At 66.5% G+C, this 13,864-nt stretch carries 10 protein-coding genes and 3 rRNA genes; 5 read left to right on the top strand and 8 right to left on the bottom strand.

The genetic code is table 11. The annotated features are described in order from the left end of the window. The first annotated feature begins 24 nt into the window (after positions 1 to 24). Complete coding sequence (locus tag K8Z49_RS02960; protein ID WP_021598136.1) at positions 25 to 633, top strand: TetR/AcrR family transcriptional regulator; 609 nt, start codon at positions 25 to 27, stop codon at positions 631 to 633. A gap of 15 nt (positions 634 to 648) precedes the next feature. Here K8Z49_RS02960 and K8Z49_RS02955 read toward each other — a convergent pair whose 3' ends face one another. Continuing rightward, the gene (locus K8Z49_RS02955) at positions 649 to 1,071 is read right to left on the bottom strand and encodes an SAM-dependent methyltransferase (RefSeq protein ID WP_075021664.1); all 423 of its coding nucleotides are present in this window, start codon (positions 1,069 to 1,071) and stop codon (positions 649 to 651) included. 154 nt (positions 1,072 to 1,225) lie between these two features. On the opposite strand from K8Z49_RS02955, the gene K8Z49_RS02950 reads away from it, so the two are divergent. The 3 genes from K8Z49_RS02950 (at position 1,226) to K8Z49_RS02940 (ending at position 4,236) form a co-directional block, all read left to right on the top strand. Further along, positions 1,226 to 1,519 (top strand): YciI family protein, encoded by a 294-nt coding sequence (locus K8Z49_RS02950; RefSeq protein ID WP_412517552.1) that lies wholly within the window; start codon positions 1,226 to 1,228, stop codon positions 1,517 to 1,519. 447 nt (positions 1,520 to 1,966) lie between these two features. Continuing rightward, complete coding sequence (locus K8Z49_RS02945) at positions 1,967 to 3,460, top strand: phytoene desaturase family protein (RefSeq protein WP_021598139.1); 1,494 nt, start codon at positions 1,967 to 1,969, stop codon at positions 3,458 to 3,460. Next, complete coding sequence (locus tag K8Z49_RS02940; RefSeq protein WP_021598140.1) at positions 3,457 to 4,236, top strand: fatty acid desaturase family protein; 780 nt, start codon at positions 3,457 to 3,459, stop codon at positions 4,234 to 4,236. The genes K8Z49_RS02945 and K8Z49_RS02940 overlap by 4 nt, the downstream gene beginning before the upstream one ends. Positions 4,237 to 4,277: 41 nt before the next feature. Here K8Z49_RS02940 and K8Z49_RS02935 read toward each other — a convergent pair whose 3' ends face one another. After that, positions 4,278 to 4,598, bottom strand: a complete 321-nt coding sequence (locus K8Z49_RS02935; protein WP_412517551.1) for a zinc ribbon domain-containing protein — start codon at positions 4,596 to 4,598, stop codon at positions 4,278 to 4,280. 217 nt (positions 4,599 to 4,815) lie between these two features. Here K8Z49_RS02935 and K8Z49_RS02930 point away from each other — a divergent pair, with 217 nt between their 5' ends. Further along, positions 4,816 to 5,430 (top strand): TetR/AcrR family transcriptional regulator, encoded by a 615-nt coding sequence (locus K8Z49_RS02930; RefSeq protein ID WP_075021661.1) that lies wholly within the window; start codon positions 4,816 to 4,818, stop codon positions 5,428 to 5,430. Positions 5,431 to 5,472: 42 nt separating this feature from the next. Here K8Z49_RS02930 and rrf read toward each other — a convergent pair. The 6 genes from rrf to K8Z49_RS02900 all read right to left on the bottom strand — a co-directional run bounded on the left by rrf (position 5,473) and on the right by K8Z49_RS02900 (position 13,837). Then, positions 5,473 to 5,589, bottom strand: a 5S ribosomal RNA gene (gene rrf, locus K8Z49_RS02925). Positions 5,590 to 5,743: 154 nt separating this feature from the next. Continuing rightward, a 23S ribosomal RNA gene (locus K8Z49_RS02920) occupies positions 5,744 to 8,863 on the bottom strand. 425 nt (positions 8,864 to 9,288) lie between these two features. After that, positions 9,289 to 10,786 (bottom strand): 16S ribosomal RNA (locus K8Z49_RS02915). The 16S, 23S and 5S rRNA genes sit together here, the layout of an rRNA operon. 616 nt (positions 10,787 to 11,402) lie before the next feature. Further along, positions 11,403 to 12,680, bottom strand: a complete 1,278-nt coding sequence (gene tyrS / locus K8Z49_RS02910; RefSeq protein ID WP_412520982.1) for a tyrosine--tRNA ligase — start codon at positions 12,678 to 12,680, stop codon at positions 11,403 to 11,405. A gap of 76 nt (positions 12,681 to 12,756) precedes the next feature. Beyond that, positions 12,757 to 13,209: a hypothetical protein gene (locus K8Z49_RS02905; protein WP_412517550.1), complete on the bottom strand. Its 453-nt coding sequence runs from the start codon at positions 13,207 to 13,209 to the stop codon at positions 12,757 to 12,759. Then, positions 13,202 to 13,837 (bottom strand): DNA-3-methyladenine glycosylase, encoded by a 636-nt coding sequence (locus K8Z49_RS02900; RefSeq protein WP_111831636.1) that lies wholly within the window; start codon positions 13,835 to 13,837, stop codon positions 13,202 to 13,204. The genes K8Z49_RS02905 and K8Z49_RS02900 overlap by 8 nt, the downstream gene beginning before the upstream one ends. Positions 13,838 to 13,864: the final 27 nt, after the last annotated feature.

Raw genomic sequence — 13,864 nt, 5'->3', positions numbered from 1 at the left:
GAAGGCCACCGACCCGAGGACCGCATGACCGCCCAGGCACTCCCCCGCGAGCCCCAGCAGGACCGCAGCCGCGCCACCCGCCGGCGCCTCCTGGAGGCCGCCGTCGGCTGCCTGGCGTCCGTCGGCTGGGCGGGGACGACCGTCGCGGTGGTCGCCGAGCGCGCGGGCGTCTCCCGGGGCGCCGCCCAGCACCACTTCCGGACGCGCGAGGAACTGGTGACGGCGGCCGTCGAGTACGGGTCGGACGTGCGGATGGCGCAGATGCGCGAGCGCCTGGACGCGCTCGCCGACCACCGTCCGTCCACGCTGGACGTGGTGACCCTGCTCGGCGAGATGTACACCAGCCCGCTGTTCCGGGCCGCCCTGCAGCTCTGGGTCGCCGCCAGTTCCGACGAGCAGCTCCGCGCGCGGATCGTGCCCCTGGAGGCCAAGGTCGGACGCGAGGCGCACCGGCTCACCGTCGAGGCGCTGGGCGCGGACGAGTCCGTCCCCGGCGTCCGCGAGACGGTGCAGGCGACCCTCGACCTCGTCCGCGGCCTCGGCCTCGCCGACCTGCTCACCGACGACTCGGCGCGCCGCACCCGCCTGCTGAGGCAGTGGGCGATCACCCTGGACCGGGCGCTCGGCCGCTGACCGGGCCCGCCCGGGTCAGAGAGGAATCTCCCGCAGGGGATCGCCGCCGTCGATGAAGAGGCGGCCTCCCGGCGCCAGCACGGCGGCGATGCGCTCCCTGGCCTTGCGCCCGGCCTCGGGGTGTCGGCCGTCGAGCGCCCCGACCCGCACGGCGAGGACGAGGTCGAAGGGGCCTTCGCCGGGTTCCGGGGTGAACCCCTCGATGGCCGCCCGCCGGACGCTCATCCGTCCGGACGCGATCTCCTCGGCCGAGGACGCCTCCGCCTGCGCGATCGCCTTGGCGGAGCGGTCGATCGCGAGGATGTGCCCGGTGTCCAGCCGGGCGGCGATAGCGCGGGCGGCGGCCCCGGGTCCGCACCCGATCTCCAGGACGCGCATGTCCGGCGTGAGCGGCAGCGCGTCCACGATCTCGGCGAGCCGGGCTGAGAGCGGCGGCACGCTACCTCACCTCCAGGTTCTGAATGCAGAGGTCACGCGGCAGCACGATAGCGGGATGGACGGCCTCGCGCGTCGCCGAGGCCGTCCAGTCCGCCGGGCCTCGCGCGTCCTCTGGCAGACTCGTCCGGTCGCGGACGGGGATCGGGGAGGTCGAATGCTGCACCTGCTGCGGCTGGAGTACACGGGTTCGGAGCAGGCGGCCGAGCCGCATGTCGCCGGTCACGTGGCGTTCCTCGAACGGCACCATGCCGCCGGCACGTTCGTCCTCTCGGGCCAGACCGTCCCCACCTCGCAGGGCGGGCTCATCATCGCCGCGGGCGTCGACCGCCAGGGCGCGGAGGACGTCGCCGCCGAGGACCCCTTCGTCAAGGCGGGGGTCGCCCGCTACCGCATCACCACCGTCACCCCAGGACGCGCCCACCCGGACCTTGCCCGGCTCTGGAGGTAGAGGTCGCGGAGCAGCGCGATCCCTGCTTCGTGGTGGACGACCTCACGGTTGATGTACAGGACGAGCGCGACGAAGGGGAAATCCTCATACCCCCCCCCGCGCCTGCCGCCATCGGGCTCGTCGCCTCCCCCTGTGGGCGGACGCTCCAGCCTCCCGGCGCCGGCTCCCAGAAGTACTCATCATCGGGTGAGCCCCTCCAGCCGCGACCTCAACCGGTTCCGCCAGTACCAGTCGAGCTGACCGGGCCAGCCGAGATCCATCCCAGCAGCCTGGCACTTCCCGCCCGCAGGCCTGCGTCGCGCTTCTCGCCGCATCGGCCGACGCGGCCGCCTCCGGCCATGTCGGGCACATCACGTTGACGCCGACACATGATCGGCAGACTCTGAACGTATGTTCAGAACAAGCGTTCAAAACGCACGCCCGCCGAGGGCGGCGCCGCGGTTTCCGGTGTCGTGCGAGGTCGCGGTGCTCGGCGGGGGCCTGGCGGGCATGGCGACGGCGGCCCGGTTGCAGGCGGCCGGGGTGTCCACGCTCGTCGTCGAGGCGCACGGGCACGTGGGCGGCTGCGCCGGCTACTACCGGCGGCGGGGGTTCTCGTTCGACGTCGGCGCGACGACCATGGTCGACTTCGAGCCCGGCGGCGTCGGAGCGGAACTGCTCGACGCGATCGGCATGGACCCGGTCCCCGGGGAGGCCCTGCCCGGTTACGTCGGCTGGCTGCCCGACCGCACGGTGACCCTCCACCGCGACACCCGGGCATGGCATCGAGAGCGGCTGCGGGCCCTCGGCGACGGCCCCGCCCACCGCGCCTTCTGGACGCGGCTCGATCACCTGGCCCAGGTGTTCTGGGACGCGAGCCGCGCCGGGGTACGGCTGCCGGTTCGGCGTCCCGCCGACCTGACCCACAACCTGCGGGCCCTTGGGCCGCGGGGCCTCCCGCTCACCCGGCACCTGAACACGACCCTCGGCGACGTCCTCGTCCGGCACGGCCTGCGCGGCGACAAACCGCTCGTGGGGCTGCTGTCGATGCTCGTCGAGGACACGGTGCACAGCACCGTCGACCGCGCCCCCCTGATCAACGCCGCGCTGGGGGTCACCATCCGCGGTGCCGGGCTCACCCGCGCCGACGGCGGGATGCGCGGCTTCTGGCGCCGCTTCCTCGCGCACTACCGCGGTATGGGCGGCCGGCTCCGGGTCGGCTGCCACGTCGACCGGGTCACCGGACGCGCCGGAGCGTTCGACGTCCACACGAAACGCGGCGTCGTCCACGCCCGGCAGGTGGTGAGCGCCCTGCCGGCGCCGACGACCGCGCGTGTCGTCCCGGACGCCGCCCGGCCGCTGCGCCCCTACCTGGAGCGGGACGAGAAGGACATGGGCGGCGCGATCGTGGTGTTCCTCGGCGTGCCGGAGGACGAGGTCGCCGGCCAGGAGTTCACCCATCACCAGCTGCTCCAGGACTACGACCGGCCGCTCGGCGACGGCAACAACATGTTCGTGTCGGTGTCCGCGCCGGGCGACACCGACAGCGCACCACCGGGCGACCGCGCCGTGATGATCTCCACGCACACCGCGCTGGCGGACTGGGAGGGCCTGCCGGACGCCGACTACGAGGTCCGCAAACGGGCCGCAGGGGAGCATCTCGTCGGCCTGGCCCGCCGCGTCCATCCGAACCTCGGCGAGCGTGCCCGGGTGTGGGACGTCGGCACGCCCCGGTCGTACGAGCGCTTCGCGTTCCGGCCCGGCGGCGCGGTCGGCGGTGCGCACCAGACGCCGCGCAACGCCAACCAGAACGCGATCCCGCACTCGCTCGGCGTGCCGGGCCTGTGGCTCGTCGGCGACTCGACCTGGCCGGGGCTGGGCACCGTCGCGTGCGCGCTGGGCAGCAGGATAGTCGCGGACGAGGTGCTCAGGACCGCGCGCCGGACGGGGGTGTCCCGATGATCCCCAGGCTTTCCGAACTCGGCCCCGACCTGCTCGTCACCACGCGGCGGCGACGCGTCCTCACCCTGTCGCTGCCGTACGCCGGGATCGTGCTGTTCGCGGCCGTGTGGGCGGCCGGATGGTGGTGGTTCACCCCACTGGTCGCCTTCGGCATCTTCGTGGCGGTGGTGACCGCGACGCACGACGTCGTCCACCGGTCACTAGGGCTCGGGAGACGGTCGACCGAGTGGTTCCTGTTCCTCCTCGGCGCCGTGCTGCTGGAGAGCGGCCACGCCTACCGCGCCACCCACCTGCAACACCACCGCACCTTCCCCAGCGACGAGGACCCGGAAGGCCATCCAGCGGACCTGTCGGCGGTCGGCGCGGTCCTGTACGGACCGGTGTTCCTCGCCCGCCTGTGGGGGTGGGCGTTCCGCCGTGCCTCCGTGAGCCAGCGGGCGTGGCTGCTGGCCGAAGCGGCCCTGCCGTTCGCGGCCGTCGGCGCCGGGCTGCTCTTCTCCCGGGGCCTGCTCGTGTACGCGGTGATGGTGCTCGTGGGAAGCTGGGTGTATCCGCTGCTGACCGTCCACCTGCCGCACCGGCATTACGGGGACACGCCGCTCACGCAGACCCACACCCTGCGCGGCCGCGTCGTTCCCGCCCTGTTCCTGGAGTTGACGTACCACTTGGAGCACCATCTGTACCCGCAGGTGCCGAGCCACCATCTGTCCCGGCTCGCCCGCCGCCTCGACCCCGTCCTCGCGGAGGCCGGAGTACGGCCGCGGAAGGTGATCTGACGGCCGTGACTCCTCCGCTCCCTGAAGGGAGCGGCTTCTCGCTAGGCCGCTTCCGCGGCGTCGCGAAGGGCAAGCCCTGCCCTCAAGATGTTGATCGCCGCGCTCACGTCGGCGTGCGCGGTGTGCCCGCACGCCGTACACGCGAACGCGGCTTGGGTGACGCGGTTCTCCGCAGCGCAGTGCCCGCAGCGGGCACACGTGCGGGAGGTGTTGCGGTGCGCCCTGACGAACAGATGCACGTGGTCGGGCATCACCTCAAGCGCCACGATCTGCCACCCGTGCCCGTCGGCCTTGGCGCGGATCAACTCCTCCAGGCGGTCCTTGACCCGGCCGCCGAGGACGGGCAGCGGTACTTGGCGCACCACACCACGTGGTACCCGAGGTCATACGCCGCACCGGGAGAAGTGCGCACCCGACGAGTCACACGCTCATTACACGAGCGTTGCCTATCTAACGAGGTCGGAAGGATGAACCAGTGCGCACTTCGTGCTTGATCCTGTCCCGCTGGCGCGGGCCAGCCCCTACCGGGACCCCGATACACCCGTCGCCTGAAAGCCACGGTCCACTCGGGAGGTTTTGATGGCGCCCCGCGCGGAAGCGAGGAGACGTCTGCTCGAGGCGGCCATCAGGACGCTGGCCGTCGAAGGCTACGGCGGGACGACCGCCCGCTCGATCGCCAGGACGGGCGGTTTCGCGCCGGGCGTCATCTACTACCACTTCGAGGACCTGGAAGACCTGTTCGTCGCCGCCCTCGGCCATACGAGCCGGGCGCGCAGGGAACGCTACGAAGAGGTCCTCGACTCCTGCTCGGACGCCACCGAACTGCTCGCCCGTCTCCGCGAGCTGTACGCCGAGGACATGCAAGACCAGGGGCACATCGACGCCGTCCAGGAATTGTTCAGAGCGTCGTCGGCGTCGCCTCGGCTGCGTGACGAGCTGCTCGCCCATGTCGAGTCGTGGTCGGAGTTCGCCGCGGCCACGGTGCGCCGGCTCGTCGCCGGGACTGCCTTCGAGAGCCTGGTCCCGTCCCGCGACCTCGGCATGATCGCCGTCGCGATGTTCCTCGGCGTGCAGACTCTCACTCATCTGGACGGCGACCGGTCCCGCATCGAATCGCTCTTCACCACGGCCGAACCGGCCGCCATCCTCTGGGACACCTTCGCCGGACGCGGCGGCCCCGCACCGGAGAAATGAGAAAGGCCCCGCCGAAATCGGCGGGGCCTTCCTGCAATATAGGTCCGGCGGTGTCCTACTCTCCCACACAGTCTCCCATGCAGTACCATCGGCGCTGAGAGGCTTAACTTCCGGGTTCGGAATGGGACCGGGTGTTTCCCCCTCGCCAAAACCACCGAACGCCTCAACGCACCACCCCCAGCGGGGGTGTGCAAGTCTCAACGTCCGAGCCAGGCTCGGTATTCACTTGATTAATGCGGGTTCCCGGTTGTTTTCCAGGAACCACACAGGGACGCGAACAACTCACAACAGCGATTCGGTTTGAACGTCATGTGTGTTCAAGCCACTCGGCCTATTAGTACCGGTCGACTCCACACGTCACCGCGCTTCCATCTCCGGCCTATCAACCCGATCGTCTACCGGGGGCCTTACACCCACAAAGGGGTGGGAGAACTCATCTCGAGGAAGGCTTCCCGCTTAGATGCTTTCAGCGGTTATCCCGACCGAACGTAGCCAACCAGCCGTGCCCCTGGCGGGACAACTGGCACACCAGAGGTTCGTCCGTCCCGGTCCTCTCGTACTAGGGACAGACCCTCTCAATTCTCCTACGCGCACAGCGGATAGGGACCGAACTGTCTCGCGACGTTCTAAACCCAGCTCGCGTGCCGCTTTAATGGGCGAACAGCCCAACCCTTGGGACCTACTCCAGCCCCAGGATGCGACGAGCCGACATCGAGGTGCCAAACCATCCCGTCGATATGGACTCTTGGGGAAGATCAGCCTGTTATCCCCGGGGTACCTTTTAGCCGTTGAGCGACACCACTTCCACACGTAGGTGCCGGATCACTAGGCCCTGCTTTCGCACCTGCTCGACACGTCCGTCTCACAGTCAAGCTCCCTTGTGCCCTTGCACTCGCCACCTGATTGCCAACCAGGCTGAGGGAACCTTTGGGCGCCTCCGTTACACTTTAGGAGGCAACCGCCCCAGTTAAACTACCCACCAGGCACTGTCCCCCACCCGGATCCACGGGTGCGGGTTAGACGCTCAAAACGACCAGAGTGGTATTTCACCAACGACTCCACCGACACTGGCGTGCCGGCTTCACAGTCTCCCACCTATCCTACACAAGACGCTTCAGGCGCCAATGCCAAGCTGTAGTGAAGGTCCCGGGGTCTTTCCGTCCTGCTGCGCGAAACGAGCATCTTTACTCGTACTGCAATTTCACCGGGCCTGTGGTTGAGACAGCGGGGAAGTCGTTACGCCATTCGTGCAGGTCGGAACTTACCCGACAAGGAATTTCGCTACCTTAGGATGGTTATAGTTACCACCGCCGTTTACCGGCGCTTAGATTCTCAGCTTCGACACCCAAAAGGCATCTAACCGGTCCTCTTAACGTTCCGGCACCGGGCAGGCGTCAGTCCGTATACAGCGTCTTACGACTTCGCACGGACCTGTGTTTTTAGTAAACAGTCGCTTCCCCCTGGCCTCTGCGACCCCACCCAGCTCCCCGTGCAAGACGGTTCACCAGACGTGGTCCCCCTTCTCCCAAAGTTACGGGGGCAATTTGCCGAGTTCCTTAACCACAGTTCACCCGATCGCCTTGGTATTCTCTACCTGACCACCTGAGTCGGTTTAGGGTACGGGCCGCCAGTACACTCGCTAGAGGCTTTTCTCGACAGCATGGGATCACTCACTTCACCTAAAACGGCTCGGCATCACATCTCACCCTTCACACGCCACGGATTTACCTATGGCGCGGGCTACATGCTTACCCCAGGACAACCATCGCCTGGGCTGAGCTACCCTCCTGCGTCACCCCATCACTCACCTACTACCCCCTCGGGTCCCACGCTCGCCGAGCAACAGGCCCGAAGGCCCACAACCCGGTTCAGGTGGTTAGCATCAGAGGGTTCAGCGTTGGCGCATACCAGCGGGTACGGGAATATCAACCCGTTGTCCATCGACTACGCCTGTCGGCCTCGCCTTAGGTCCCGACTTACCCTGGGCGGATTAGCCTGCCCCAGGAACCCTTGGTCATCCGGCGCACACGTTTCTCACGTGTGATTCGCTACTCATGCCTGCATTCTCACTCCCGCAGCCTCCACCACTCGATCACTCGGCGGCTTCGCCGGCTACAGGACGCTCCCCTACCCATCACACCCCCCGAAAGGGATGCAATGCCACGGCTTCGGCGGTGTGCTTGAGCCCCGCTACATTGTCGGCGCGGAATCACTTGACCAGTGAGCTATTACGCACTCTTTCAAGGATGGCTGCTTCTAAGCCAACCTCCTGGTTGTCACGGCAACTCCACATCCTTTCCCACTTAGCACACGCTTAGGGGCCTTAGCCGATGATCTGGGCTGTTTCCCTCTCGACTACGAAGCTTATCCCCCGCAGTCTCACTGCCACGCTCTCACTTACCGGCATTCGGAGTTTGGCTGACGTCAGTAACCTTGTAGGGCCCATCAGCCATCCAGTAGCTCTACCTCCGGCAAGAAACACGCAACGCTGCACCTAAATGCATTTCGGGGAGAACCAGCTATCACGGAGTTTGATTGGCCTTTCACCCCTAACCACAGGTCATCCCCCAGGTTTTCAACCCTGGTGGGTTCGGGCCTCCACACCGTCTTACCGGCGCTTCACCCTGCCCATGGCTAGATCACCCCGCTTCGGGTCTACAGCATGCGACTAAAAACGCCCTATTCAGACTCGCTTTCGCTACGGCTACCCGCCACCGGTTAACCTCGCCACACACCATAACTCGCAGGCTCATTCTTCAAAAGGCACGCCATCACGAACAAAGGAAAAACAAGTTCCCCCTTGAGGACGCTCTGACGGCTTGTAGGCACACGGTTTCAGGTACTATTTCACGACCCCTCACCGGGGCACTTTTCACCTTTCCCTCACGGTACTAGTCCGCTATCGGTCACCAGGAAGTATTCAGCCTTACCACGTGGTCGTGGCAGATTCACACGGGATTTCACGGGCCCCGTGCTACTCGGGAACACACCCAGAAGCCACTCGAATTTCGTCTACCGGACTCTCACCGTCTACGGTCGGCCATCCCAAGCCGTTCAACTATCCGAGCAGTTTGTAACTCCTCGCCAGCGCGGCAGCACTGACCGGATGGTCCCACAACCCCGCACACGCAACGCCTGCCGGCTATCACACGCGCACGGTTTAGGCTCCTCCGCTTTCGCTCACCACTACTCACGGAATCACTATTGTTTTCTCTTCCTGCGGTACTGAGATGTTTCACTTCCCCGCGTTCCCACCAACCTGCCTATACATTCAGCAGGCGGCGACACCCCATGACGAGTGCCAGGTTTCCCCATTCGGAAATCCCCGGATCAAAGTCTGGTTGCCGACTCCCCGAGGCATATCGCAGGCTCCCACGTCCTTCATCGGCTCCTGATGCCAAGGCATCCACCGTATGCCCTTAAAAACTTGAACACACAAAACGATCAAAACAAATCGCAGATAAGAGACACAACCCCAAAAGAGGCCATATCCCTCACCAGAGATGCTCGCGTCCACTGTGCAGTTCTCAAAAAACAACCGGGCCCACCAAAACCACACCCCCGACAAAGGAATGTGGTCCTGGTCCCGCGATCCAGAGGTCACCCGGGCTTGCGCCCGTTCCCTCAGGACCCAACAGCGTGTCCAACCCACCACCCGCCCGACACCGCCGTTCCCACTCCCCCCAACACCCTCACGGGTCTGGGAGGCGGTACTTGCCGGCTCACACGAGCGGTGAGCTGAGTAGCCAGTGCTCCACATCTATGAGCAGCCACCTGACGAACGTGCGTCGTCAACGGCGGCCACCGACCCGGGCCTTCCACAGGGGAAGCAGCCCTGGCCAGTTGTGTGCTCCTTAGAAAGGAGGTGATCCAGCCGCACCTTCCGGTACGGCTACCTTGTTACGACTTCGTCCCAATCGCCGGCCCCACCTTCGACCGCTCCCCCCACAAGGGTTGGGCCACGGGCTTCGGGTGTTGCCGACTTTCGTGACGTGACGGGCGGTGTGTACAAGGCCCGGGAACGTATTCACCGCAGCGTTGCTGATCTGCGATTACTAGCGACTCCGACTTCACGAAGTCGAGTTGCAGACTTCGATCCGAACTGAGACCGGCTTTAAGGGATTCGCTCCACCTCACGGTATCGCAGCCCTCTGTACCGGCCATTGTAGCATGTTTGCAGCCAAGACATAAGGGGCATGATGACTTGACGTCATCCCCACCTTCCTCCGAGTTGACCCCGGCGGTCTCCCATGAGTCCCCACCCGAAGTGCTGGCAACATGGAACGAGGGTTGCGCTCGTTGCGGGACTTAACCCAACAACTCACACGACACTGACGACAGCCATGCACCACCTGTCACCGGCCCAAAAAGGACCCCACACTGCAGGTTTTCCGGCAATGTCAAGCCTTGGAACTTCGCGTTGCGTCGAACATGCTCCGCCGCTTGTGCGGGCCCCCGTCAATTCCTTTGAGTTTTAGCCTTGCGGCCGTACTCCCCAGGCGGGGCGCTTAATGCGTTAGCTACGGCGCGGAATCCGTGGAAGAACCCCACACCTAGCGCCCAACGTTTACGGCGTGGACTACCAGGGTATCTAATCCTGTTCGCTCCCCACGCTTTCGCTCCTCAGCGTCAGTACAGGCCCAGAGAACCGCCTTCGCCACCGGTGTTCCTCCCGATATCTGCGCATTTCACCGCTACACCGGGAATTCCATTCTCCCCTACCTGCCTCTAGTCTGCCCGTATCCACCGCAGACCCACGGTTAAGCCGTGGGCTTTCACGACAGACGCGACAAACCGCCTACGAGCTCTTTACGCCCAATAATTCCGGACAACGCTTGCGCCCTACGTATTACCGCGGCTGCTGGCACGTAGTTAGCCGGCGCTTCTTCTGCAGGTACCGTCACGTTAGCTTCGTCCCTGCTGAAAGAGGTTTACAACCCGAAGGCCGTCATCCCTCACGCGGCGTCGCTGCGTCAGGCTTCCGCCCATTGCGCAATATTCCCCACTGCTGCCTCCCGTAGGAGTCTGGGCCGTGTCTCAGTCCCAGTGTGACCGGTCGCCCTCTCAGGCCGGTTACCCGTCGTCGCCTTGGTAGGCCATCACCCCACCAACAAGCTGATAGGCCGCGAGCCCATCCCCAACCGAAAAACTTTCCACACACATCCCATGCGAGAGTGCGTCACATCCGGTATTAGACCCAGTTTCCCGGGCTTATCCCAGAGTCAGGGGCAGGTTGCTCACGTGTTACTCACCCGTTCGCCGCTCGAGTACCCCCGAAGGGGCCTTTCCGCTCGACTTGCATGTGTTAAGCACGCCGCCAGCGTTCGTCCTGAGCCAGGATCAAACTCTCCATTAAGGCCTAACGACCAACCAAGGCGCGAACCCCAGCCGGCCAAACCTCGAAGAAAATCCCAGCAAACACAAAACCCCAAGGGTCTGTGCATTGCCTCAAAGAAATCCCAGACCACCCCCACACGGGGACGGTCACGGGGCGGTCCAGCCACAACAGGCCGAACCGATAAAGGCACTGGCTTTTAACACGCTGTTGAGTTCTCAAGAAACGGACACCCACCGCGCCGGACCCCGCTCTCACGGTCCCGACTCCGGGGCAACCCTTCAATCGTACCCGATCCGTCCTCTTCGTCCAACTCTGGACGGTACGGCCCTAGACGTCCCATTTGAGCGGAGACGAGTCTCCGCCGAGTGGTCTGTCAGGGGTTCCTCACCGGGCCGGCCGCCTTCCGGCGTCCCGCTCCCCCGTGGGGCGTGTAGAACATTAGATCCACCCGACAGGAGCGTCAAATCGACTCGGCCGGGCTTGATTCCGCAGGTCACATGTTGTTTTCCGGCCTATGAACATGCCCGGATCCGTCGCTCGTAACCGCACTGTGACGTGTATCTACCGAAGTTTTCCCTCACCATGGCGACCGCCCGCCCGGAACAGGCCGGACGGGCGGTCGCGACGGGTTGGTTCAGGACGCCGTCACCTCGACGCCGCCCACGTTGCGCTTGCCGCGCCGCAGGACGAGGAAGCGGCCGTGGAGCAGGTCGGCGGCGGCCGGTACGGCGTCCTCCGACTGCACCTTGGCGTTGTTGAGGTAGGCGCCGCCCTGGGCGATGGCACGGCGTGCCTCCGACTTGCTCTTGCACAGGCCGGACGCCGCCAGCAGGTCCACGACGGTCGGCAGCTCACCCGGGGGGACCTCAGTGCGGGGCACTTCGGCCAGGGCGGCCTTCAGCGTCCGCTCGTCCAGTTCCTCCAGGGCTCCCTGGCCGAACAGGGCGCGCGAGGCCGCGATGACCCTGGCGGTCTCGTCGGCGCCGTGCACGAGCGTGGTCATCTCCTCGGCGAGCGCCCGCTGCGGGGCACGCGCGGCCGGACGGTCGGCGCCCTGCTTGACCAGGTCCTCGATCTCCTCGCGGGGACGGAAGCTGAAGAACTTGAGGAACTTCTCCACGTCCCGGTCGTCGGCGTTGATCCAGAACTGGTAGAACGCGTACGGCGAGGTCAGCTCCGGGTCGAGCCAGTAGGTCTCGCCGCCCGCGGTCTTGCCGAACTTGGATCCGTCCGCCTTGGTGAGCAGCGGGGTGGTCAGAGCGTGCGCGCTGCCGCCCTCGACGCGGCGGATGAGGTCGACGCCCGCGGTGAGGTTGCCCCACTGGTCGCTGCCGCCGGTCTGCAACAGGCATCCGTGGCGCCGGTACAGCTCCAGGAAGTCCATCGACTGGAGCAGGACGTAGCTGAACTCGGTGTAGCTCATCCCCGTCGTCTCGAGGCGTGCCTTGACCGTTTCGCGGGCGAGCATCCGGTTCACCGGGAAGTGCTTGCCGATGTCGCGCAGGAACTCGATGGCCGACATCGGGCCCGTCCAGTCGAGGTTGCTGACCATGGTGGCGCCGGTCGGGCCGTCATGGAAGTCGAGGAACGTCGACACCTGGCCGCGGACCCGCTCGACCCAGGCGGCGACGGTGTCCTCCGAGTTCAGGACGCGTTCGGCGCTCTTGCCGCTCGGGTCGCCGATGAGGCCGGTGGCGCCGCCGACGAGGCCGATGGGCCGGTGCCCCGCCCGCTGGAAGCGGCGCAGCGTGAGGATCTGGATCAGGTTCCCGAGGTGCAGGGACGGCGCCGTCGGGTCGAAGCCGCAATAGAGGGTGACCGGTCCCGCGGCGAGCAACGCCCGCAGTTCGTCCAGATCGGTGGACTGCGCGATCAGGCCGCGCCACGCGAGATCGTCCAGGATGTCGGTCACGGTCTCCCTCGTCTCCGGCTTGCTTTCCATGTGCCCGCCAGGGTGCCTCGGCGGGCGGGTGTCACGCCAACGATATTCAACGTCCGCCGACGAAGTAGCGGGTGGGAACGAACACCTCGTGGCCCGACGCGAATGTCACCCTGATGCCTCTGTCGTCCCATTTCACGGCCTTGATGACCGGGCGCTGCTCGGGCGTCCCGAAGCCCAGGCGGACGAAGTATCCGTAGTGCAGGCTCGGATCGCTTCCCGTGTACAGCCGGTAGTTCACGTGGCGGTCGAATACCCAGCTGCGGGTGCGGGTGACCGCGGCGTAGTGCGTGCGGCCGTCCTGGTACTTCACCGAGGCGGGCTGCTTCTGGACGCCGCCGACCACGGAGGTCCGCCCGAGCAGGCGGTCGAGGATGACCGCGGCGGTGAGCACCAGGAGCACGGCGAGGGCGGCCGCGAACAGCAGCCGCGCCGGACGTCGCCGGCGGCTCGCCGGCGCGGCGCCGCCGGCGAGCGCGGCGGGCGGTGCGGGGTCAGCCATCGGCGGGGGCCTTCCTGCGCTGCCGCGGGACGTGGGGCCGGTAGGGGGACACGGTCCGGTCGCCGTCGATCCAGAACCTCCACGGGACCTCCTTGGCCCCGTTCACCCCGGTGCGCGGCCCGTTGCGGATCAGCCGGGGGTCGGCGGAGTCGCCCTCGTGGACGGTCATCGGCCCGCCGGGCGAGCACACGTCCAGGCCGTTCTGCTCCCGGGCGACGCCGAGGGCCTGGCAGAGCCGGGCGGGGCCGCGGGCCAGGTCGCGGACGGTCGAGCGGGGCCGCCGCGCGCGGGCGATGTCCTCCCCCACGATGATCTCGCCGGCGCGGAGCAGCACCGCCATGGACGTCCCGTCCGGCCCGCAGACGAGGTTCATGCAGAAGTGCATGCCGTAGGTGAAGTACACGTAGACGTGGCCGGGAGGGCCGAACATCACCTCGTTGCGCCGCGTCCGTCCCCGGTAGGCGTGGGACGCGGGGTCCAGGGGACCCGCGTACGCCTCGGCCTCGGTGAGCCGCGCGGCCACCTCGCCTTCCGGGGTGCGATGCGTGATCACATGCCCCAGGAGCGACGGTGCCACCTCGTCCACCGGGCGGTCGAAGAAGTCCCGTGGCAGCAACGCTCCGTACATCGCCTCATCCTGGTCCAGGAAACGGTT

Source organism: Actinomadura madurae, assembly GCF_047130825.1.
Lineage (GTDB): Bacteria > Actinomycetota > Actinomycetes > Streptosporangiales > Streptosporangiaceae > Spirillospora > Spirillospora madurae.
The sequence above is the reverse complement of the archived record's forward strand: the minus strand, read 5'-3'. Positions and strand labels throughout refer to the sequence as shown.

Coding starts and splice junctions, on each gene's coding strand:
- K8Z49_RS02960 (WP_021598136.1), top strand. CDS start 25: ATGACCGCCCAGGCACTCCCCCGCGAGCCCCAGCAGGACCGCAGCCGC.
- K8Z49_RS02950 (WP_412517552.1), top strand. CDS start 1,226: ATGCTGCACCTGCTGCGGCTGGAGTACACGGGTTCGGAGCAGGCGGCC.
- K8Z49_RS02940 (WP_021598140.1), top strand. CDS start 3,457: ATGATCCCCAGGCTTTCCGAACTCGGCCCCGACCTGCTCGTCACCACG.
- K8Z49_RS02930 (WP_075021661.1), top strand. CDS start 4,816: ATGGCGCCCCGCGCGGAAGCGAGGAGACGTCTGCTCGAGGCGGCCATC.
- K8Z49_RS02905 (WP_412517550.1), bottom strand. CDS start 13,209: ATGGCTGACCCCGCACCGCCCGCCGCGCTCGCCGGCGGCGCCGCGCCG.
- K8Z49_RS02900 (WP_111831636.1), bottom strand. CDS start 13,837: ATGTACGGAGCGTTGCTGCCACGGGACTTCTTCGACCGCCCGGTGGAC.